This window comes from Nocardia sp. N2S4-5, assembly GCF_044628355.1.
In the GTDB taxonomy this organism is placed as follows: Bacteria; Actinomycetota; Actinomycetes; order Mycobacteriales; family Mycobacteriaceae; genus Nocardia; species Nocardia wallacei_B.
The window spans coordinates 7,405,048-7,429,257 of the sequence record NZ_JBIUPM010000001.1; the positions used below are offsets into that span (position 1 = coordinate 7,405,048).

Genomic DNA, 24,210 nt, shown 5'->3' on the forward strand with positions numbered 1-24,210 from the left:
TACCGCTGAGCGACCTGGGTGACCGAAGAGTCGGCGGTGCGCGTGATATCGGGCACCTGCGTGCGGAATTCGCACGGCTTACCGACCGCCTACAGCACGCGACAGCTCCCGAGAGAGCGGCTTCCATCCGATGGCGACGGCTCCATTTCCTGCTCCACTACACCGATCGGCACGAGCGGTTGGTCTCGGAGGTGGACGAAGACGCGCCCGACGGCACGCACCGCAGCGATCCGATAGTCGAATACAACACTCGCAGAATGCAAGCCGTCCGGCGGTACGACAACGACTACGGATTGTCGCCCCCTGTCGATGCCGACGGTCGGCCGCTGCCGCCGGAGGGCATTTTCGCGTCGGTCGATGCCGACGGCATTCTCCGCATGCAGGTGCGGGCGAGCGAACGAACACCGCGCGGGTTTGCGATGGTCGCGCAGATGGAGGCCGAGGTCGGTCATCTGGTCACCGGGATCCAGGACTTCTGGACAGCTGCGTTCGACGGTCTGACCACCAACATCGACATGTTCAACGACTTGCTCCGGCAAAACCCGGAACTGTCGCCCGAGGAGGCCGCCGCCCGTACCTTCACCGGGCGCATGGCGTACCGCCGCGGATTCACGCACGTCCGAATAGACCACCTCGACGGCGCCCGGGGCGAATACCACAACGTCGTCGTGACATTCACTTCGCCCGAAGTGGCAAAGGGTCCGGAACGTGAAGCGCCGAACCGACGGGAGTTCGACGCGGAGCTGCCACCCCGTGGCTACGTGGCAGATGTCATCGCGGGCAACGCGCGAGCGGACGTGCCTCACAGGCCTATCGGGAGTCGGCCGCCGGATGACGAATCGAGCGAACACCTCGCTCAGGTTCGGAGTAGAGCGGTGGTGGACCTCGAACATCGCTTCGACAACGACGCGGCCGCGGGTAGCGGTTCGGAAGGGGAGGACGAAGCCGCCATCCGGAGCCGTCTGCTCGATCGCATCGATCGCATCGACAGGTTCATGGCCGGTCTGAACGCCGCGCGAATCGAGCAGCGGCGATCGGCCGCGCTGCTCACCGCGGCCGTCGACCAGTGCCCGGACCTCGATGACGACATGGCGTCACTCGACCCGGAGGCACTTCGGCGGGTCGTCCGCCTGCGTGACACCGCCCGGACCGCGCTCGAGGAACTGCTGGCACAAGAGGGGCGGATCGAACGGGCCGAGGATCTGAGATTCCCGACCACGCTGCACAGCGCGGCGATCACCGATGCCGCCCAGCGACTGTGGCGCCTCGATGACGTTGTCAGGGCTGCCCACGAGTTCGGCTACCACGCAAGACGTCTCGCGGAGTTGACCGAGCACGCCCGGAGCATCGAGCGCGCTGCCCGGGAGGTGAACGGATCGAGGACAGGGGAGGAGTCGCAGGACTTCGAAGGGCATTTGGACAGCATGCTGAGTGGAATGATGCGGTGGTTCGACTTCGATACCGCACTGCGCAGCGAAAGCCTCATCGAACTCCGTGAGAGCGCGGACGAGTGGTCTCGGCATCTGCGCAGCGACCTGTTCGCTGCGTTGGGTGGGGCGGGCGACGAAGTAAAACAGTTGCTACAACAGGGGTCTCCGGTCTGGCGCCGGTGGAACGCCGAATTCGCCGAGTACCGCAGTGAACTCGGGCGGCTTCTCGACATTCCGGCCGAGCGTCTGGAGCCGTTCGACAAGCTGGAGATGACTTTGGAGGACCTGGCGAAGCGATTCGCGCGGGAAGGGATGCCCGAGGCGGTGCGGACGCTTTTTCCGGAGCTTCGCCGCATGGCCGAGGTGATGGGTCTCGTGCACGAGATTCACCGATTGGACGAGCGGGCCCGCCGCATCGACGCATTGGATGCGGCATTTCGTGATCTCGCCGCCTGGCGGGAACGAGCCCCGCCGACCGGAGATTCGATCGCCGCTCTCGATCGCGTGTATCACCGGCTGGCCGATCTGGCACAGCGGCTCGACACATCCGCTCGACAGTTCATCGCGGCGACAGTCGCGCTGCCGGACGCCTATTCGCCGGCGAAGAAGCATGGTTATCTACTATGGCGGCTCCGTTCGGACCCGGCGGAGCGGGAGCGGCTGCGGAATGCGATGAGGCGCGCCCGGGATGGGCTGCTCGGCGTGACCGACTGGACGGACCTTCCCGCCGAAGAACGCGAACAGCTGATGCGGCGTGCCGTCGAAGGACCCCGCGCGGAAGGCCGGGTGTGGGTGCCCGCGCAGCCCGAGGTATCCGACGTGATGGCCGCGCCGACGCGCGAATTCGCGGAACTCCGCCAACTGTCCGAGTACGCGGAACTGGCCGACCGGGAACGGGAACTCGAGGCCGAAATGGACAGCCTTCTGAGGGATGCCGTCCGAGAGCCCGTGGTCGCCCGGTCCAGTTTCGACGGCGCGCAAGATCGGAGTGGTTACCCGGGCACACGGGACGAGGAAAGAATTGCGCTGCTGGGCCGCAACCTGGCCGGCCTCCGATTCATGGCCGTCGACTCGTGTGCGAGTACGGTCAAGAGAATCGGGCCCATCGGGTCGTTCTACGGCGTCGATTCGGTCTGGCAGGCCCGCCCCGGCTCGCCCGGCGAAGCCCGGCTACTCGCGGAAATCGACCGGCTACGCAACAAACTCGCCGACCTGTGGGGTATCGAACCGGCCTCGGTGACAGGCGAGGAAGTGGCGCGGAGAGGAGCGCCCGCGGCGGGATCCCTCGCCGAGGCCGATGACATAGTCGCCCTCCAGACATTCGAGTCGCTGCTCACCAACGTGCGCCAATTCCATCGGTACGACGCCTGGGCTCGCGCGATCGATGCGGTGGACAACGCCCTGACCGACCTCCGCTGGCGCGAGGCCATCACCGAGGCGCAGGTCGAGGGTATGCGCCGAGCACACCTCGAGCGGTATCCGCAAGACGAGGCGGCGCTCCGGCCCGGCCCCGATGCGACGGCGCGCGTGCGTGCCGCCCTGTCCGGTGCCACGGAGGATCGACGGCGGACACTGCAGGAACTGGCCGATGTGATGACAGCGCACGACGAGACGGCCGCGCGGCTGCGCGAATTGGCCGACCGATGCCGTGCGCTCGACGCGCTCGCGGACGCGCGGGCGGCACAGCCCCCGGCCCAACGAGGGGCGGTGGATACCCGGCTCGACGTGCTTTTGGGATCGGTGGCGGCCGAGATCACCGTTCGGTCGGCGGAGGCGGTCCCGGACAGTGGGCCGGACCGTCCGATCGGTACCCGGCCGCCTGAGAAGAGCGAGGAGTCGTCCGAGGGCGTGACCCATTCCCTTCCGCATCCCGACAACTACGAGCGGGCAGTCGAATGGGTCGGCGCTCTGTGTCATGCGCTGTCGCTGGAGCCCGATCGGATCGACGACATTCTCGGCGCCCCGTGGGGCGCTCGGCTCCGAAACGGCGTCGCCGCAGGGGATTACGCGGGTGTCCCGGACCTGACCCTCGATCAGATGCGCGCGGTGCTGCGGGGTATCGGCGCGGCACGACGCATGTACTCCGCTGTCGCCCGGCGCTATTTTCCCGGCCTCGAGATGGCTCCCCATGCGGTCGGCCCGAGCTTGCGGCGGGTTCGGGCCGGGACGACTATCGAGCGGTTCGCAGCGGTGGCCGGTGTGCAGCCGGCGACGGTCAGCGCCCGCGAGGCGAGTGTTCACCTGCCACCTGTGCGGCGGGCCTGGGAGGCGCATCTGCGAGCACTGGCCGCCGGTACTTCCCGCGCCCCGGGGGCGGATGCGTCCATCGGTGCGTGCCTCGCCGCGTTCCGGTCGGATGCCGGTCTGACGCAGGAACAGATCGCTCGGAAAATGAGCACGTCGCGGACGGCGGTAGCGGCGATCGAAGACTCGGAGTCCGAACTGTCGAAGGACACGGTGGAGGCCTACCTGCTTGCTTTGGCCCCGAGTATTCCGCGCTACCCCGAGGGGCACTTCGACATCGGCAGCTATCTCAGAATGCTGCGAGAAGCGGCCGGTGCCATGCTGTCGCAAGCTGCGGACGGGACCGGCATGACATACGTCATGGTGCGAAATCGTGAACTGGGAAATGTGACGCCGTCGCCGGAGATGGTCCGGTTCTATCTGGACGAGTACGGTGACGGCGACGTGAGCGTGGACGAGGTCGTCGAGTCTTTCCCTGATATCGAGTCGAGTTCGATCCGAGAGAGGAAGAGTGCGCCTCGCACGTCCTTCGTCTTTCCGGAAATTCGAGGCACCCGCTCGCTGCGCGAGTACATGCGGGCCTTCGAGCAGGCGAACGGCACCACCCGCGGGGAAACGGACAGAATATTCGGATTCGAACGTTCCGTCGTAGATTATTCACAGCCGGTTGCCGAGCTGACCGTGCTCCGAGTATTCGATCGGGTGCTGAATCAGGTTGCTCCATGGAACGATATCGCCGAAGCGTGGGGATACACGTATCGGATGAATCCGGCCGGAGAGGAACCGCCCGATCCCGCCGAGTTCGTGTCGCGGTCGATCCACGCGTGGATCGACGCCACTCGCCTGTATCGACGGATGACGTGGGCGGAGTTCGAGGCCCCGGCGGGCGGGCCCACCCGCGCCGCATCGACCTGGCGCAGAAACCGTCTCGGCCACTTCTACTTGCGGAGGCTCCACGAGGCCGGCCGTATCTCGGCGGATGCGCTGAATGCCGCGATGGAGCTGTTTCCCGACGGAAATCACGCCGAGGGACCTGCTGCCGACGAGCCGTCTGCCGAAGCTCGACGGATGCCGACCACTCCTCTTCCGTCGACGCCGTGGACCGCGGACGCCACGCGGGCAACGACGACGGACGCGCCGGACGACCGGGAGTCAGAACCGGATCGCCCGATAGGCACACGACCAAGCGATCCGTTGCCGACACCATGGAATTCTTCCGGTCGGCAAGCAGGAGATGCCGAGCGGTTCTCCGACCGGGCCGCCGAAGCCCTCCGGCACGATGTCGTGACGGTCCGGACGATCGAGCGGACGCCGGACAAGACGGTCGAGCTGGTTACCTTCGCGAACGGCACCGAACTGATCAAGGAAACGTACCCCTATCCCTGGCAAGCGACGGAGGCGTGGCTGCTCGCTGAGGTCGGTCGCGCGATGGGGGCTCCGGTGGCACCGGCTGTCAGAATCGCCGAGCAAGAGGATTCCCTCTTCCGTGGAGTCGCCGAAAATCCCGAGACGGGTACCGACGCGGCACAGCTGCTCGGGCTGTTCCATGCGGTGACCAGTGGCTTCGGCCCGGGCGCGGCGGAGTTCGTCGTGCCGGACGACGGCGGTGGTCGTACCTGGCTCGACCACAGTATTTCGAGCCGCCGCATCGCCGAGATGCGGCTCTCGGTCGGGCAGTGGGAGGAACAATTCTCCAGGCACGGAATGACTGATGTGTACAGCCGGATCATGGCCGAATTGGCCGCTGCCGGGCGGCATTCGCACCGGGGCGAGGTGCTCGACCTCGCCGGACTCACGATCGAAGCGCAGCGGAAGGCGCGGCTGGTCGAGGATTTCACCTCGAGTCACCCCTATTTCACCATCTCAGGATTCGATCATCCGGATATCGCCTACGATGTGGTCGAGGAAATCGTGCGCACGCTCGACGGATTGCTCACGAAGTTCGCGCAGACACCCGATGGCCGCGGGTCGGTGATGACCAATATTCGCGGATTACGGATCGATTTTCTGGATTCGGGGCGACCGGTGAGCGGGCACGCAATAACCCGTGGCGGCAGGGGGACCGAATCGATAGATATCGCGTTCGAGTATGCCCTCGACCGGGACCGGGCGCTGCGGCAATCCGAGAGACACCGGCGTACGCATTACGATGTGGGCAGCGATCAGCCATTCCGTGACCTGATCGTGCACGAGTTCGTGCACGCCGTCGACCAAGCGCAGAATGAGCGACTCCGGCAGGAGCTGCCGCAGATGCTCGAGCAGATTTGGGAGAAATTGCGGGCCGCGGGCATGATGCCGGAGCGCTACGATCAGTGGATCGCCCGCCTGCCGCGATATGCGATGGAGAAATCACGCCCTCGCGATCTGAATCCGGCCGAGGCGCTGGCGGTGGGCTTCAGCGACGCGGAAGTCAACGGCGCGGTGGTGGGCAGCCCGCAATGGGCCATCCACCATTTCGTCACCGCCGGCGTGCCGCCGGAGATCAACCCGGAACTCGAAATCGAACTGCCCAGCGGAGTCGAGGTGATATTCGGAGATCGTAGTGACGAGCCTCCCCAGGCCGCTGTGGTCCGAAGCCGGCTGATCGAAAGTTCGCCGCAAATGACCGTGGAGGCGGTCACCTATGCCGACGGCACCGAGCGGATCCGGGAGACGTATCCCGACTCCCGGAGCGCGAAACTGGCGTGGTTGCTCACGCAGGTCGCGCACGACGCCGGCCTGGCGACGAGAGTGCGCCGCGGGTTCCCCGATGCGGGCAATTCGCTGTTCGGTGAACCCGCCCCCGGGCCATCGGAGTCGAATCCCGAGTCCGAGCAGTTGCTCGAACTGTTCCACGCCGTGGCGGCCGGGTCCGTGCCCGACTCGGCGGAATTCGATCACACCGTGCCCGGCCCGCGGATCGCACGACTCCGGAACAGTCTGCGACAGTGGCAGGAACGGTTCGCCGCCTACGGATCGGCCGAGACCTACGACCGCCTCCTGACCGGCCTGGCCGCCGCGGAACGGCACTCGCCGGACAATCGAGCCGAGGTGTCCACCCGTGACGGGCGCACGGGCGAGGAGCACGAGAAGGCCGGCCTGTTCGCGAAATTCGCTCTGCGCCATCCGAATTTCGCCCTTGCCGGTCTCGATCACCCGGACCTGACGGCCGAAGCTGTCGACGAGATTCTGACGACGCTCGACGAGTTGCTCACGCGGTACGCGCGGACACCGAGTGGTCGTGAACAACCGATATCCCGTATCCGCGGAATGCGCATCGATCTCTTCGAGGAACGGCCGGCCTTCGGCTGGGCGGTGCCGGGGGCCGGCGGGCGCCCCCGATGGATCGAATTGTCCTTCGACTACGCATCCGACCTCGTACCCCGGATGCGATCCGGACAGCGAAGTCGGGGAACCTACCTCGAACAGGGCCATGACTCCCCGTTCCGCGACCTCGTCACCAACGAGTTCGCGTACGCGATCGATCACATACACGACAACCGGCTCACCCGACGGCTGCAAGAAATGCTGGAGAAAACGTGGAGCGAACTCCAGGCCCAGCGCCTGGTTCTGGAGCGGTACGAGAAATGGATCACCCGCCTGCCCGAATACGTCTTCGAAGACCAGAACAGCTTCGACCTCGATCTCCCCGAGGCGCTCGCCGCCGGTTTCGCCCAGGCCGGCGATGCCGAGATCGGCAGCCCGCAATGGGCGATCCATCATTTCGTCACCACCCTCCAAGCGCCGGAGATAGCCCCCGACCTCGACGTCGCACTGTCGGATGACGGCCCCTCCTGGGCGCCGGATCGGCGGATCGGAAACAAGCCCGACGCAGGCGACCCGACTCCGAGTGTTCGGGACACGCATGAGTCCGCGGGGCAGGGGCGGGGCGGTCGTGTCGAAGCAGCCCTCCGGCACGAGATTGTCGAGACCCGAGTGGTCGAGAGCACGCCCGAAGTGACGGTCGAATCGGTGACGTTCGCGAACGGCACCGAACTCATTCGGGAGACCTATCCCGACGCCGAGCGTGCGCGCGAGGCGTGGCTGTTCGGGCGGATCGGTGTGCAGATGAAGGCTCCGGTCACGTGGCCCCACTACTACCCTGGCTCGGACAGATCCCTTGTGCGTGAACGCGTTACCGCAACGCACGAGCCAGAGTCTCGATCCGCGGCACTGCGACAACTCCTGCACGCGCTCACCGGAAATCACGGTCCGGCGGCCGCGATGTTCGTTACTCTCGACGACCGAGGCAGCCCGGTCTGGCACGATCACACCATCCCCCGTGCCGAGTTCCTCGACCTGCGGCGCATTTTGGCGTCATGGCGGGAAGAATTCAATTCCTACGACCTGACCGATGTACACGATCGGGCTACCGCCTGGCTCGCCGCTGTCGAACGGCACGGCCCGGTCGACCCGGAGGAGTCACTGCACTTCGCCGGGCTCTCCGAGGAGTCGCAGCGGAAGGCGCGGTTGGTCGAGGATTTCAACCAGGCCCATCCGTACTTCACCATCTCCGGATTCGATCACCCCGCGGTGGCTGCCGAGGTGGTCGAGGAGATCGTCACGACACTGGAAGATCTGCTGACCAGGTTCGCGCAATCGCCCGACAACGCTTTGCAGGTGATGTCCAATATCCGTGGACTTCGGATCGATCTACTCGATCGGCCGGGAACATACGGGCTCGCTGCTCCGAGCCCGAAAGGTGCCCCCGAGCGAACCGAATGGATAGCAATATCCTTCGACTACGCCGCGGATCCGGCCCGTTTGGCGAGCGCCCTGGAGGAGGACAGGCAGGAGAATTACAATGTAGTCAGCAATCGACCATTCCGCGATATCGTCATCCACGAGTTCGTGCACGCGATCGACCACGCGCAGCGCGGTCTACTCACACGGAAGCTGCCGACGGTGCTGGCGGAGACGCACGCCGAGTTGCAGCGCCTGGGTCTGGTCCGAGAGCCTTATCAACTCTGGATCGGGCGACTGCCCGGCTATGCGCTCAAAATATCGGACACCATCGAACTAGACCCGGTCGAAGCATTGGCCGTAGGTTTCGCCGATGCGGAGGTCAACGGCGTAGAAGTCGGCAGTCCGCAGTGGGCGATTCAACATCTCGTCACAAGATTCAACGGGCCGAATGTCACCCCCGAACTGGCGGTTGCCCTGCCGGACGACGAGCCCGACCCGTCTGTCGAGCCGGAGAACCCCCGCATTGTCGTTGTCGGCTCCTCTGCCTACCAATGCACCATCGAGGCGAACGAGTTGCCGGGGCCCGGCGCGGCGGCTCTCACCGAGGCGATGCGTGTCGCTCCCGGCGGGGTGGCGCTGCGCCAGGCGGTCGCGCTGGCGCGGTTCGGCGCGGTGGTCTCCGTCATCAGTGCGGTCGGTGAGGACGCGTTCGGGCAAGCTACCCAGGCTGTCGTCCGGCACGAAATCGGTTCCGGCGGAGTCCGGGTCGCGCCGGGCGCCTCGTCCGCCGGGTTCATCCGCATCGTCTTGGCGGACGGCCGGGAATCCGTGCTGCGGTTCGCGCCCTCCGCGCTGGACGTCACCGTCGAGGATATCGAGCAGAATCTGGCGGACCTCCAGGCCGCCGACGCGGTATTGATCGCACCCGAGGTGTCGGACGATGTGGTCAGGGCGATCAATGATGCGGTCGAGGCGAATGAGCGCGACGTCGTGGTGCATCGGCTGGCGCAACCGGGCAGCACGGCGGTTCCGAATGTAACCGAGACTGCGGCCCTGCTCTCGGAGGTATTGCCGACTTGGGCAGCCATCGGCCCGACCGCCACCGAATCGGATCCCGAACGCCCACTGGAGTTTCCGGACGACGCTCCGATCCGGATGGAGCCCGACACCGACACAGCCCCATCGGAAGTGGACCGCCAAGCGTCGGGTCAGCCGCGGCTCATCGTATTCGGTAGCGCCGTGGCCGATTTCATCGTCGGCTACCACGAATTCCCCGGGGCCGGTGATTCGGCCGACGCTGAATCCGTGCGTATGAATCCGGGCGGGAAAGGGCTGAATCTGGCGACCCAGTCCGCGCGCCTCGGTGCCGCGGTGCAATTGGTGACAGCCTTCGGCCGCGACATTCCGGGAACCCAGATCGAGGAGGTGCTCGGGCGCGAGCACATCGGAGCCGACTGGGTACGGATCGAAGACGAGGCACCGACCGAAACCGTCGTCTGCCTGCTCGATACCGCGGCCGGTGATGCGTCGTTCCTGGAGCACACCTCGCCAGGCGTCAAACTGACCGCCGCCGACGTCGAGCGCGCCGCCTCGGCCATCGCCGCCGCCGATGTCGCGGTGATCACAGCCGAAGTTCCGGACGCCGTGATCGCGGAAGTCTGCGCGATGGCACGGCGCAACGGCACGAGAGTCGTGCTGCAACCGGCACCGGCGCCCGAACGGTTCTCGACCGACACGGTGAGCATGGCAGATGTGCTCGTGCCCAACGAGATCGAGGCCCGGACACTGCTGGCGGCGGTGGACGACGACGCGGCCACGATCCCCGCGCAACAGCTGCCCCAGCGCCTGTTCCAAGCGTTCGGCGTACCCACGATCGTCGTCACCCTCGGTGCGGCGGGGTGCGCCGTGTGGCACGACGGACGCACACACCTGTACCCGGCACACCCGGTCGATGCCGTAGTGGAAACGATCGGCGCGAGTGACTCGTTCACCGCGACACTCGCCGTGCGTCTGGAATCGGGCGACTCCATCGACGCGGCAATCCGAGCCGCCCTGTCGGCCGCGGCCCATACGATCGCACGCCCGGGTGGTCTCACCTCGATGCCGTTCGCTGCGGATCTGGATGCACAGCGGCATGCGCCGTGGGGTTCCGCGATCTTCAGTGTCGGCCCTGTCCGGATGGATTCGGCGCGACGGCGGGTGTGGGTTGTCGACGGCGATGATGTCATCGAAAATCGCTTGAGCAGCAATGAATTCGCGCTACTCGATATCCTGACCCGGGAACCGGGGCACGCGGTAAGTCGGAGGAAGATCGAGGAGGCGGTATGGGGCGAACCGCTTCTCAACCGGAATTCGCTCAGTGTGCTCGTGCGCAGACTCAAGAACAAGCTGCGCACAGACGGATTGATCACTGCGGTGCCGGGGGGAGGCTACCGCTTCGGGACGGTCAGGAGCCCGCCGGGTGATGCGATTTCGGAGGGGCGGGTCAAACGGTCGAGGGCGGCGCAAATGGCGTGGGTCGACGATGTCGAAGTGCGGGTGACTCCGAAGCAATTCGAGTTGCTGGAGTATTTCATGAAGCGGCCCGGGGCGCGCGTAAGCGTGGAAGAACTCAGGGAACGTGTCTGGCACAACACGATCCGCTCGGCAACCGTCATTTCCTATGTCTCGATATTGCGCGGCCTGCTGCGCGACGACGGCTTCATCGCATCGGAGGACGGAGGTTGGCGCTTCGACGGTCGTGGGACCGTCCGGGCGGAGGAGGACGCGCCCCACGACTCGGCACCGCCCGATGATTCGCCGGAAGATGGCCTCCAAGGACGAACTATCGGCACGCGGCCGAACGGGGATGTCGACCAGGATGACGTACCCGGTTCGCCACAGGCGGAGCGGCGGCCCGAAGACGATGTCGTTTTCCGGTATGTGACGGGTCCGGAGCTTGCTGAGCTGCGGGATTCCGTGGTGGATCTGGACAGGGACAACTGGGAGGGTGGTCCGGGGCGGCTCGGTCTGGAGTCGTGGACAGTGGAGGCGGAGGCGTGGGGGGCGGTGGTGGCCGAAGCGGGTGGTCCGGGTGGGCGGCTCGTCGGATTCTGTCTCGGGCAGCGCAAGCAGGAACTCAGTGGAACGCATCTGGCTTTGCGGAAATCCAAAACATCGACGGCTAATTATGGCGTGGTGGAGCCTCGTTTCGAAGAGTCGAATGTTCATGTCACCGCGATGGTGGTGGACCAGGGTATGCGGCGACTCGGTATTGCTGATGCGATGTTGAATAAATTCCTGTTGCACCGGGATGAATCGCAGTTCAGTGTGTACGTGGGCTTGGCCGACAAGCCGGCGATCGCAGTGGTGGAACGAGTAGGGGTCGAGGATTTCGGTGAGTTCGGGCACCGTGACCGGGACGACGAAATACCCTACGACTCCCGGCTGTACCAGGGCTCGCGGTCTGTCGAAGAGTTACAGGGTCGGCAACGGCGTTTGGCGGAGCGTGGATTCGCCACCGTGGACGGGAATCTGGTGCTGCGGCGGCGGGCGGGGACAGAGGCGGAGATGGCCGGGTCTGCTCGTCCGCTCGGTGAACTCCCGGGCGATGTGGCTTTCCGGTACGTGACAGGCGCAGAACTCACCTCGCTGGCGCTTTCGGCGGTCGAGTTGAACCGGAGTAGCGGCGATGACGACCTGGCCCGACTCGATGTGGGGGAGTGGGCGGATGCGGCGGGTCATTGGGGGGCGATGGTGGCCGTGTCCGGTGGGCGGCTCGTCGGAATGTGCCTCGGGCAGCGGAAGCAAGAATTCCCAGGATATTCCGACCTGCGTGACTCCGAGGGGCGGCGTGCGTTGGATACCCGCCGTTCGGAGCCCAATGTCCATATCACGACCCTGCTGGTGGATGAGAACATGCGCGGGTTCGGTATCGGGGAGGCGTTGCTGAGCACATTCCTGCTGAATCGGCCGGAAACCCGATTCAGTGTGCTGGTCGATCCGGCGAAGGACCAGGCCGCGATTGCGATAGCTCAGCAGGTGGGTGGCCTGAACCTCCGGCCGCTCGGCGGCGGGAGGGGGACGGTCCTGTATGAGGGGCCGCGTTCCGAGGCGGGTTTGCTCGGCCGCCGGCAGCGATTGTGGGTCAGCGGCTTCACTGAAGTGGACGGTGATCTGGTGCTGCAGCGGCCGGCGGAGACAGCGGAGCAGCAGCGGAAGGCTGCTCTGCGACGGCATCCGCATTCCCATGATTCCGTCGCGAATTGGGCGCGTGCTGTTCGCGGTACGCAGAGTCTCAAGCGGATGGATCGTCTGATCGACGCACCTGATGGTACCTGGGAGGACGTGGAAAACGGGGCGGAGCTGAGCATCGGTCAGGTGCGGGCACTGTTGCGAAATATGCCCGGCGCCAGGAAGTGGTATTCGGCTCTCGCCGCGAGTTTCTTCCCCGAGTTGGCCGGCCCCTCGTCTCAGGTGGGTCTGAATCTGCGGTCGGTGCGGGAGCGGGCCGGGATCGAGCCCGAACAGCTCGCGGCACGACTGGGATTGTCGGTGACGGAGTTGGATGCGTGGGAGACCGGGCTGGAGACCGGATGGGGGATCGGGCCGGAGGCCGGAAAAAGGGTCCAGGAGCTTGTGCCGTTGTCGCAAAAGAAGTTGTTCTGGTATCTGCGGGGGTTGGCGTCGTTGTTGCCGGCTTCGGTGGTGGAGCGTGCGCAGTTGGGTGCGGCGATTCAGGGTGGTGACGCTGGTGGGGTGGGGGTGTGTCTGGCGGCGTTGCGTTTCGGTGCCGGGCTGGAACCGGGCTTTGTCACCGAGAAGACCGGGTGGGAGCCGGGTAGGCTCGAACGGATCGAGGCGGGGGTCGAGAGCCCGACGATGGAGGACGTCGAGGCGTATGTGCGGGCATTGTCACCGGGAATACCGCGTTTCCCCGAGGGATATCGCCGGACCGGGGAGTATCTGAAATATATTCGGCAGAAATCCGGTGCGCCGCTGGCTGAGGCTGCGGCAGCGGCGAAGATGACCGCCGCAATGATGGATGACCACGAATCGGGGCTCGTCGTGCCATCGATGGAGACAGTGGGCGCCTACCTGGAAGAGTTCCTGGACAAATATTCCGATAATGGCGTTACTATCGACGAATGCGTGGCAGCGTTCCCCGAAATCGGTGCCGCAGCAGCGCGGCGGGCAGCCGAGAACGCGCGTCTCGAACCGGAGTCCAGTTGGGGAATCAGTCGCTGGCCGGAGATAAGGCGGGCGTCAGTGGTGTGGCCGCGGGCTTCCTCGCCGGGTTGGGTGCGGTTACACGACACGGCGACGCTGTCGGATCCCGATGATCTCGCGCGGGCCGTCGTGGCCGGTGCCGATTCGTTCGCCGAACTCGGGAACGCACATCGGAAGACGGCTGCGTTCGCCGACCTCGGGGAGATCGAGACGGATCCTCGGGTCATGCCGATACTGCATCGGTACCCGAAATGTACAGAGGTGACCACCGAGGAGGAACGTCGAAGCGGTGTACGGACTTTCGCGTTCCGGGAATTCGAGCGCAGGAACGACCGCACGGTCGACGATAAACCCGACTCGGCTGTCGGGGGCGAGCCCGGCTCGGCTCTGTTGTACGAACCGGACCCGGCGGTAGTGGGGCGGCGTCAGCCGAAGTTCACCGAGGTCCTGGTCCGGCTGACGAAACCGGCCCCTGGTAGCGACTGGATCGGTGCGGTGGTCGGAGTTTCCACCAGGCGGGATCCCGCGTTGTGGGAAGAATCGCTGCTGCCCGAAGCCGCCGCCGATCCTGAGAAGGCGCAAGGTCTGATCGGATACGCGCTGAGCGTGGCGAACGTGAGTCTGCGACTGCTGGGCGTCACAACCGTGGGCGTCGAGTATGGGGCCGTGCAATACGGCGACGGCGTGGAGGTCCGTACTGTCGAAGGGACCCGGAAAGTCCCGCTCCTGCATGAGAATGTGGCCCGCTCGGTGTCAATGACGTTCACCGACGCACCCGAGGCCAAGTTCGATATCCGGGTCGATCCGAGGCATGGTCGGCTGGTAGTGAGTTCGCCCGCCGGGCTGCTTCTGGACGAGCAGATTCTGGCACCACGTGGCGCGCTCACACTCGAAGTCGAGCACGCGGTGTCAGAGTCGCTCGTGAAGGTGCTCGTCCAGGCCGTGAGCATTCATCTCGGGTACGGGAAGGTGTGGCCGGAGGATCCGCGGTACACGCGTGACGCGCAAGGAACGCTCGAAGTTACCTGGGCCGGCCGTGTGGACGGTGCGATACGGCAGGCCTACGACACGATGCTGGCAAGGAAGCCGCGAGCGGACCGGCAACAGCTGCATTTCTTCCGCCAGCGGCGCGAGGTCCTGCGTCGGCTCGAATACGCACGCGGACCGTTGTCGCTGCGGAAAGAACGCCTCGCTGCGCTACGTGCGGAATCGACTCGGTTCGAGGAGTCGATACAACGGCACTGGGGCCCCGTCAAAATCCGGTCCCCTCAAACTCAGCATCCCGAAGCCGCACCGCGGTTCGTGCTGCATTACTGGTTTGCTCTGGGGGCATCGGCATCCAATTCTCTTACCGCATTTTTGGCCCATAATATGGACTACCAACTTCGCGGCGCGACCGGAAGTGTGACCGGTTCAATCTATCTTGCCCGCTCTCGGTACTGGACCTACTACGGCCATATGCACCGCAGAAACGCCGAGGATACCGCTCCTCTGCATTTCCTCTACCAGATGGACCGCCGGAAGAATTTCAATGCAATTTTCCTGGGGAGGACGTTCGACACGGTGGCGCGGTTAGGAGGGAGTCTGGCGCTCGGGATGTTCGAAATTCCGATCAACGTCGCGCTGCTCGGTGGGATGGGTGCTCGGAATATCATCAAGGGCGTCCTGGACGGTTGGCGATCAGCGGAGATGAAGCCCCTGTACGCGGCCCCCGACGATCTGACGAATATGACACGAGCGGTGGCCGCCCGCGGCGAGATCTTCGACGAATACATCGAGTTGCGAGGCAAAACCTCCCTGTTGGCTCGGCAGATAAAGAAGGAACTGGAGCAGGGCGTTTCCGATAAGCGTGCGTTGTCCGAACTGGTCGACCGCCTCTACGACCTGTATCAGATCATGCGTGCGTTGGCTGACCTGATCGAACGGCACGGATTCGGGGCTGCCGCGTTGCGTACCGATGAATCGCCGGTGAACTCACCCAGCAATGCGACGGTGCTCAAAACCGGTTGGATGTCACCGGTGGGCTCGGCGGGCGCCGGCGCCTTGATCACGTGGGCGTTGGGTGACCCTTGGTTGGGCTTGCTGGGCGCAGTATGGGTGTGGTGGCACCTTGTCTCGTCCAAAGTGAATCGTATTTCGTCCCGTTACACGGGCGTGGAAAGAGCTACTCGGACGCAGCGAAATCACAATTACGAGGAAAAGCAGTGGGACGACGCCATGCGACAGGCAATCGAACTGTTCGATGCATGGCTGGATCTGCCGGACCCGCTGCCCGATGCGAGACGAAAGTGGGTCGGCGCCGCACCGTATACACTGAAGGGATTGTTCCAGGCGCTCGCGGAACTCCCGTTCACCATACTGGGCACATTCCTGGTCCCCACGGGGGCGGGGTTGGCATATTTCTTCGAAAGGTTCTTGTCGCCCATCACCAATGGAGTGCGTTCGTTCGCGGAAGAAATATTCGATCAGTATAAGTCTATCAAAGACACGAAGATCAACGATGCGATAGAGTTGGAAGAAGGCGCACATGATGTCGATGGAATTACAGATGTAGTAGTGGAGCAGGTAGCCGAGGCGAGATCTCTGCTCGGTGCCGCCGAGAAGTTGATCGATCCGGCAGGTTATCCGGACCTCTCCGGTGCCGTGTCGCCTGCCGCCGTATACAAAGAGTTGATGAAGCAGGGCGCGGGCAAGAAGAACTCGAGCATTGCGCTGGAGCGGTTCGGTCGACTGATGGCGTCGAAGGATTCTCCAGAGTTGTTCGACGCTTTTATCGCCTCGATCACCAAAGGATTCTACAAACTCGAACCCGAGCAGCGTGCCGGTAAGGCGGCGGCAGCATTCCTGAAATGGCATGAACGCAGCGTGGTGGCAATCGGCAAGCTGGAGATGGTGGATCGTTATGCGGCCAGATACCTTCCCCCTGAGCTGCGATTGGAGGCGTTGTTCCCCGAGGAGAAACGCACGCCGCTGGATCCGCAGTACTGTGAGTTCGCGCGAGTCGTGGCCGAGTTGCCCATCGTGGCTGCGGATCCGAAATCTCACGAACTCCTGGATTACACCGGGCTGCTCTACACCTCACTGATGCTCTCCGCGGCGCGTAACGGTGTGTATTTGCCCGATCCCGAGAACCGGATGGTGTCGCGGTTGGACACCATCACCTTGGGCAATTTCTTGACTGTGCTGGCCGGGAAGATGATGGAGGATCTCGATCTGCTCGGGCGTAGCCGCGACCTGGATGCCCTGCTCGGCGATACGGTCGCGCTGCGAACGGGCGAATCTGTGGCCCAGTGGCAGGGTGTGGGCGTTGAGGGCGCGGCGGGGTCCGGGGCGCGAAGTGTGCTCGACCGGGGCGCTGACCCTGGGCAGACGGAGTCGGAGGAAGGAGGGTCGAAAAAGGAGAAAGAGGATCTGGAGTGGGCCCGGAAGTTGCTTCCGGACTGGGTGGTGGGATCCGATACTCGCAGTGCGCGGGGTGGGGATGCTGAAACCGCGTGGCCGGCATCGAAAGAAGAGTTGCAGTGGGCGAGGAGTACGCTTTCTATCGCGCTGCAGGATCCGCGTTATCGTGGGCAGTATGTTGATCGGCTGGCACGGTGCCTGGCTGATATCCGGGACTCGGCCGTCGAGGACCATGGGCACGGCGACGTCAGCCCCGATCCCATCGCGGAATGGCCCGGTAACGTCGGATATCTGAGTCCACTGATCGATGCCCGAATCGCCATGTCATTCGATTCCTCGCCCGATGTCGTGTCGGCCGAGGCGGACGAGTCCGATGATCCGTCGACCACTACTGGTGGTGACGATGAGGCGGAGAGGTCGGATGAGCGGCACGGCACCGATGATCTGCTCCGGCGCGCTGTTTTCGGGCGGGTGCGGCGTGTTGTGGCGAATGGTGCGGTGGCGCAGGCGATCACCGGCGAGGTGATGGACCGGGTGGCTCGCGACGGGATCGTCTCCGGTGGCCGGAGCAGTGTGGACGATATCTTCGCGGTGGCGGATATTGTGATGGTCGAGCGGCTGCGGGAAGGTATCCGGTCCGATCACACCGCCTATGTCGAGCGTGACGTTGCCGGGCGGGTGCTGCAAACGATGACTCCGGCGGAATGGGAGAGCGGTCGTCTGGGTCTGACTCCCGCGGCGCGGAGGTGCTTGACGGGACGTTTCCTGCGTGGACTGCCGAGGGTCGATGCGGCGACGGAGCTTCCGACAGGACCCGGAGTTCCTGGCGGCTTTCGAATTGTCCGCCGTTCGCCGATTGGCCGAACTCATCGATGCGGAGCGCGGCGGACCGGACCAGCGCGCGGCGGCGGAGAAGGCCCGGAAGGCTGACGACACCGATGCGGTCGCTATAAACGCCGCCGCGGATCCGAAAATGCTCGACCGGGGCGGTGTCCGGTGGTCGCCGAGTGCACGCCGGGTGTGGGTCGGGGATCACGAAATAGACCTCACCCGAACCGAATTCGATCTGTTGACGACTCTCATGACGGCCGCCGGCCGCATCCTGTCGAGGGAGGAGATCGAAAACAAGGTGTGGGGTGATGTCTCGCCGAAGCCCAACCGCCTCGAGTCCCAGGTAAACAACCTGCGAAACAAGCTGGGAGAGAAGGGCAATGACCTGATCGAGTGGGCCGATTCCGGCTACCGCTTCAGCCTCCCGACGACGCCCCCCGTGGTGCCGGACAAGCCGCGGCCCACACCGTGGACGCAGACGAGCCGAGAAGTCTCGAGACGTCAGAGCCGGGAAGGAGACTCGACACCACAGCCGGATGAGGCAGGTTTGTCCGACGACAGTGAATCGGGCGGTGACGGTCCGGAGTATCCCATCGGCACCCGACCGGGCGAAGACGGCGGCGACGGCTTCGAATCGCCGGGCGACGCACCCGTGGCGATTGTCGAGGAGTCGGATTTTCCGTTTCCAGCGCGGGCTCAGCTCTGGGCCGCGCCGTTGACGGAAGAGGCCGCGAAGGTTATCGCTGAACTTCGAAGGTTCGCCGGATGGCAAGCAGGGGCAGCGAACTCCTTGATCGACCGCCTGCGTGCGCTGGGTCGATGGCCGGTCACGGAGGATTGGTTGACGGAGTATCGGGATCTGATGGATGCGAGGTCCGAGGGACCCACCCTCCATCGCAACAGCAGGTTGAATGCTCCTGTCACCGACGCGGACTTCAATATCGATGTCTTCGGAGACAACGTTCCTGGCGACGGGGCGGTATGGGACCCTCGCGAACGACGGTGGATCGGAGGGCTGCCGACGCCGGCGAGCGAAATCTACGAGGTTACCGGTGCGCGAGCCTTGGACCGGTTTCGGGTGGAGGGGGTAACCGGGGATGAATTGCAGAACAAGGTTCTGGTGTCCGACGGGACGGTGGATGGGAACCGAATCCTTCGCGGCACGCTCGCCGAACAAGCAGTGATCGATCAGAAGCGGCGGAACCTGGCGCGCGGCCTCGAGGTCGGCAAATGGTCGGCCCTGACCCCTCGGCGTGTCGTCGTGGTCCCGGCGACGGAGGCCAACCGGAACCGGATACTCCGAGATGCGTTCGAGCAAATCGCCCGGCCCGGTGCTTTCACCGTCGAGACATGGGCGCATGTCGCTTATCAGCTTTTTCAGGCACCGCAGCGGCTGAACGGCTCCGATTCGGTGATCAGGACCTTTCTCGCGGCCGTCGCCGCATACCGGCTCGGCCGAGTGCCGGCCATCCCGCACGACATCGACCTCCGCGCGTTGACGATGAACCAGCAAGAGTTCGTGCGGTCCCTGCTGCTGGCGGATTCGGGCGGTGCCGCCGATCGGCTGTCGCGCGATAGCGAGCTGGAAAGGAAGACCGAGCATGTCGACTCCTACTCACACCTCGACGAACGCGCCGACGATCTACGGACCGGTTCCGATAAATGGCGGGCGTATGGCGGTCATGCCGTGGACGCGATATCGGATCAAGTCAGGGAGTTGCTGCGGCTTACCGAGGTCGGTCGCCGGGTGTTGGCGTCGCTCGAATCGATGCGGGTCGATGAACGCTTCGTGTTCATGGGTGAGGATCGTTCTGTCCTCGGCACTTGGCAGAGTAAATATCATGCTGCCACCGTCTTCACATCGGGGAGAGACTATGTCGACCAGGCACTGACTCTGGCCCACGAGTCGGTGCATGCCGAGTATTTCGTCCGGAATCGTTCGGTTCGCGATCCGCTGTCGATGTCGCGCGCGGAATATGTGCGGGCAATGGTCGCGGAGGAGACGGTGTGCTTCCGGCGGTCGATGGAGTTGGCGGCCGAGTTGCGGTCGCTGGGGTTCGAAATTCCGCGGGCGCCGAGCGAAGACGCCTACGATGCGGCGTATGACAGGGCGGTCGCCCGTCGCGCGAAATTCGGGCTGACGCCCGCTCGGATACACGAGCAGGCCCATGCGTCCGCTATGCGAGCAGCCGAGCAGGCTGTCGGCTCCGCCCGTTGGAACGACGGACGCCGCGACTATCGCTTGCACTACCGGGAGATCTGGGACCGAGCTTCGGTCCGTAAGCAATACGGCCAGACCCGCCCGTCCCGGGCGGATGCTGTCCGTGCCGGTCAGCCCCGGCGTTACGAATTGACACCGGCGGGTGCGGAACGAATGCGGCAGCTTGTTCTGCGACACGACAGCGATGTCGTCATGGAACGGCAACTCTCCCGGCGGCTGTCGGAAATGGCGGCCGAATACGGTATCGCCGCCGGTGCCACGTCGGTGATCAGGGCTCACGTCGCGCGCGATATCGCGACGCTGGACTCGGAACTGGCGAGAGTGCCGGAACGGCGACCGGATCTCCGGCGTGCGCAGCACAAGTTGCGGGAACTGTCGGACCTGGCCGATGAACTCGACAAGACCGAGGCTTCGATCCGGAGTGGTCGGCTGAAAGCGATGCGGGACATAGTCGTCGCCGATGTCGTCGACCGGATGACGAGCAATGTCGCGCAAGCGCAACGTATTTCGGGTGCCGCGGTGCTACTGCCCGGCGCACCGGCGCGGCTGGTGATCGTGAGCGAACCGGGCGAGCACCAAATCGTGTTGTCCGATCCCCGGGTCGCTGCCGCGGCCCGGGGCGCACAGGTCGAATACTGTCATGTGCGGGTGCGTTCGGACGGTGAGTCGTACGTCTGGACGACCACACGACCGGTCGAATCTCCGAAACCGCCGCGGCCGACCCCGCTCCATCTCACCGAGACAGCGACTCGTCAACGCATGGAGCGCATTCGCGCCGAACTCGGCAGCATCGCGGTGGGAGCGTGGGCGCTGGACACGCTGCACGATGTGGAGATCGTGCACACGGCCGATCCCGCCGCGGCGGGATTCAAACCGGTCCGTCGCCGGCTGGTACTCGATATCGGGATGTCGGACGGACAACACATGGCCCAGCTGGTGCACCATGCGATTCACGTCGCGGTGGCTCGGGACCGGGAGACGATCGAATTCGTGCGCGAGCAGCTGTCCCTCTCGCGAGAGTCCTATATCGCCCTCCGCACAGCCGAGGAGACGCGCGCGCACGCAATGGAAATTATTGCCTCGATACAACTTCGAAACGCCGGATACGCGGTCCCGGAGCCGGTGGGCCTTCGCGCCTACACCGAGGCCTACTATCGGGCCCGCGCGGAACTGGTCGAAAACATGGGCCTGACGGGTAAAATGGTTCCCGAGCGGTTCCTGCCGGTCCTGGACCGAATATCCAACGACGCCGGTCTGGCGGCGCTGCGGCCGGAAGTGGAATCGCATGTCGTGCAAGGGGAACGCTACCGGGACGTTTACGGCAAGGCCTGGGATGCCGCCCGGGGCGTGCGTCGGTTCGCCGAACAGGTGCAGGCGGCACGCGCGAGTGGCGAGCGATCAGTGCAATTCCTCCATTCCGGGACGACGGTTCCCGGGGTGCGGAAGGTCGAACTGGTCACCTTCGACGACGACGCGACCTATGTGCGCGCGACCCTGCGAGATTCCCATGATGCACACGCCGCGGTGCTGTCGTCCCGGCTGGGCCGTGCGTTCGGATTGCCGATGCCGCGGATCGTCGCGGACGGTCACCTCGTGTACTGCGAGCCGGTATCGCCCGCGCTACAGGCCGAATTCGCGCGGGCCGACTTCGGTTCCGTCGGTCTGGGTCTGCATGATGCGCTGACCGGTTCTCCGGACGGTAATCGGGTGATGGCCGATCGCTCGACACAGGTCGCCTGGAGTAATCAGCACCACGCGTTCTTGGCCACCAGACTTTCATCGACGACGGTGAGCAGATTCGCGCGACGATTCCTGCGAGTACACGCCGATCGAACCGTCGAATTCATCGCGCACGACGTCACCGCGCCGGAACTCGAATGGTTCCGCGACCGGCTACTGGAGTTGCGTCCCGAGTTCGAGCGGCTCGGACGTGGCGACTGGCACGACATGATGCTGGACCGGTTCACGCGGATCACCGAATACGCTCGCCCGTAGGCCTTCTCGTCGCAGAGTCACTCCACCGCTCGCGACGATTCGGACGCCCGTGCGATGAACTTGGCGCGCAATCCCCGCAGGCCGACATGGTTGCCCGGACAAATCCGCTCCTCCGCTTCGCTGCGAACCAGCCTGACAACCGGTCGGTCCCACTACCTCGAGCCGACCGCGTTCAGAGTTTGACGACGATCTTTCCGGTGTGGGTGCTGGACTCCATCAGCCGATGGGCGTCGCGGATGCTGTCCAGGCCGTCGAAGACCGCGCCGACGTGGGGGCGCAGCACACCGTCGCGGATACCGGAGGCGATCCAGTGGTCGATGCGGCGGCGGCCGTCGGCGGTGGCCGACAGTTCCATATTGGCGTAGCCGTGTATGTGCAGGGGCCAGTTCATGGGCATCGCCATCGGCCGTCGATCGAGCCAGCCGTAGACGACGATGGTGCCGTTATGCGCTGCGGCAGTGCTTAATTCGGCCAGACCGGGCCCGCCTACGGCGTCGAAGACGAGTTGCACGCCGACGCCGTCGGTGAGGCGGCGGGTCTCGGCGACCACGTCGGTGTCCGCCGCGGCGAGGACGTGCGCCGCGCCGTTGTCGAGGAGGTGCTGCCGCTTCTCGCCGGTCCTGGTCACCGCGATCGGGATGGCGCCGATGCGGGCGGCGGTCTGCAACGCGGCGATGCCGACGCCGCTGGAGGCCGCGGTGATCAGCACGTGGTCGCCGGGCCGCAGGCCGCCGGTTTCCAGCATTCCGCCGTAGGCGGTGGAGTAGGTCAGCCAGGTCGCCGCGCCGGTGACCGCGTCGAGGCCCGCCGGGCGCGGGACCACCGATTCCACCGGCAGCACCACGCGCTCGGCGTACACTCCCGCCGCGCTCATCTCGATATTCGGTCCGGTCGAAACCGCATCTCCCACAGCGAATTCGGTGACTTCCGCGCCGATCGCCTCGACCACGCCGGAGGCCTCGTAGCCGAGCCGGGAGGCCGGTAGCGTCGGCAGGTAGTAGTAGGTGCCCGCCCGGAACAGGGCCTCCGCGCGGTTGAGGCCGAGCGCTTCGATGCGGAGGAGCACGTCCCTCGGTCCGGGTGTGCGCAGTTCGAGGTTCTCGATGGTCAGGACGTCGGGATCGCCGAGTTCGTGGAAGACGACGGTGCGTGCGGAGATCGTGTCGGTTGTCATGACACCGACGCTATGTCCCTGTCGAGAGATGATCTATGCGTCGACGTCTCGGAGAAATATCCATTCGTCTTGTGGCAACGACAACGGATAACCTGTGGCTATGGGTTTGGATGTGCTCAGCGGTGCGGTCGCGACCATGCGCACCGGGCGGCCGCACTCGTCGCGCCAGGACAAGTTCGCCCCGTGGGGCATGCGCTTCCCGGCGTCGGAGGGCGCGGGATTCCATGTGGTGCTGCAGGGTTCGGCATGGTTGCTGCCGCCGCGCGCGGACGGCGAGCCGATTCCGCTCGGTCCCGGCGATATCGTCTTCCTGCCGCACGGGCTCGGCCACGCGCTGGCCAGCGATCCCGCCGTGCCGCTGCGCGAGGTTCGGCCGCTGCCGGACGGGACCTGGCCGCGGCCCGTACCCGAACCGCACGCGCCGGACGCCCCCGTCACGGTATTGCTCTGTGGCGCATATCAACTCGATCGGCGGCGGGCTCATCCGCTGCTCGCCGACCTGCCGGATGTGGTGCACCTGACCCCGCGCGTCGGCACGCATCGATCGCTGCGCGCGGCGGTGGAACTGCTCGGCACGGAACTCGAAGAGGCGCAACCGGGTTCGGACGCCATCATCACCTCGCTGCTGGACACCCTGCTGCTGTACATCCTGCGGGCCTGGTGGCTGGGCGCTCAGGACGACGGAACCCCGCACCACGGCTGGGCCGCCGCGCTCGTCGATCGCCCCGTCGCCGCGGCGCTGCGCGCGATCCACACCAACCCCGAACATCCTTGGACCGTCGAGGAACTCGGCGCTCTCGGCGGCCTGTCACGCGCCGCGTTCGCCCGTCGCTTCACCACCCTGGTCGGCCGTGCCCCGCTCGCCTACCTGACCTGGTGGCGCATGACCCTGGCCGGACGCCTCCTGCGCGCCGAGGACACCCCACTGCGCGCCGTGGCCCAACGTGTCGGCTACACCTCGGAATTCGCCTTCGCCAAGGCCTTCAAACGGGAATACACCATGCCCCCGGGCCGCTACCGCACCACGGCGCCCGGGTAGT

Annotated in this window: 4 protein-coding genes; 3 read left to right on the top strand and 1 reads right to left on the bottom strand. The window is 65.2% G+C overall.

What is annotated here, in order from left to right; all coding sequences use genetic code 11:
• The first annotated feature begins 377 nt into the window (after positions 1–377).
• Both ACFMRZ_RS34340 and ACFMRZ_RS34345 read left to right on the top strand, forming a co-directional pair.
• Positions 378–17,879 carry a PfkB family carbohydrate kinase gene (locus ACFMRZ_RS34340; protein ID WP_400183037.1) on the top strand — a complete coding sequence of 5,834 codons (17,502 nt, stop codon included), beginning with the start codon at positions 378–380 and terminating at the stop codon, positions 17,877–17,879.
• Entirely contained in the window at positions 17,806–21,996 is a 4,191-nt protein-coding gene (locus ACFMRZ_RS34345; protein WP_400182362.1) for a winged helix-turn-helix domain-containing protein, read from the top strand. The genes ACFMRZ_RS34340 and ACFMRZ_RS34345 overlap by 74 nt, the downstream gene beginning before the upstream one ends.
• A gap of 172 nt (positions 21,997–22,168) precedes the next feature.
• Here ACFMRZ_RS34345 and ACFMRZ_RS34350 read toward each other — a convergent pair whose 3' ends face one another.
• Positions 22,169–23,170, bottom strand: a complete 1,002-nt coding sequence (locus tag ACFMRZ_RS34350) for a zinc-dependent alcohol dehydrogenase family protein (RefSeq protein WP_400182364.1) — start codon at positions 23,168–23,170, stop codon at positions 22,169–22,171.
• Positions 23,171–23,270: 100 nt separating this feature from the next.
• Here ACFMRZ_RS34350 and ACFMRZ_RS34355 point away from each other — a divergent pair, with 100 nt between their 5' ends.
• Complete coding sequence (locus ACFMRZ_RS34355) at positions 23,271–24,209, top strand: AraC family transcriptional regulator (RefSeq protein ID WP_400182365.1); 939 nt, start codon at positions 23,271–23,273, stop codon at positions 24,207–24,209.
• Position 24,210: the final 1 nt, after the last annotated feature.

Excerpts from the sequence above, each read along its gene's own strand:
- ACFMRZ_RS34340 (WP_400183037.1), top strand. The coding sequence starts at position 378 with ATGCAGGTGCGGGCGAGCGAACGAACACCGCGCGGGTTTGCGATGGTC.
- ACFMRZ_RS34350 (WP_400182364.1), bottom strand. The coding sequence starts at position 23,170 with ATGACAACCGACACGATCTCCGCACGCACCGTCGTCTTCCACGAACTC.
- ACFMRZ_RS34355 (WP_400182365.1), top strand. The coding sequence starts at position 23,271 with ATGGGTTTGGATGTGCTCAGCGGTGCGGTCGCGACCATGCGCACCGGG.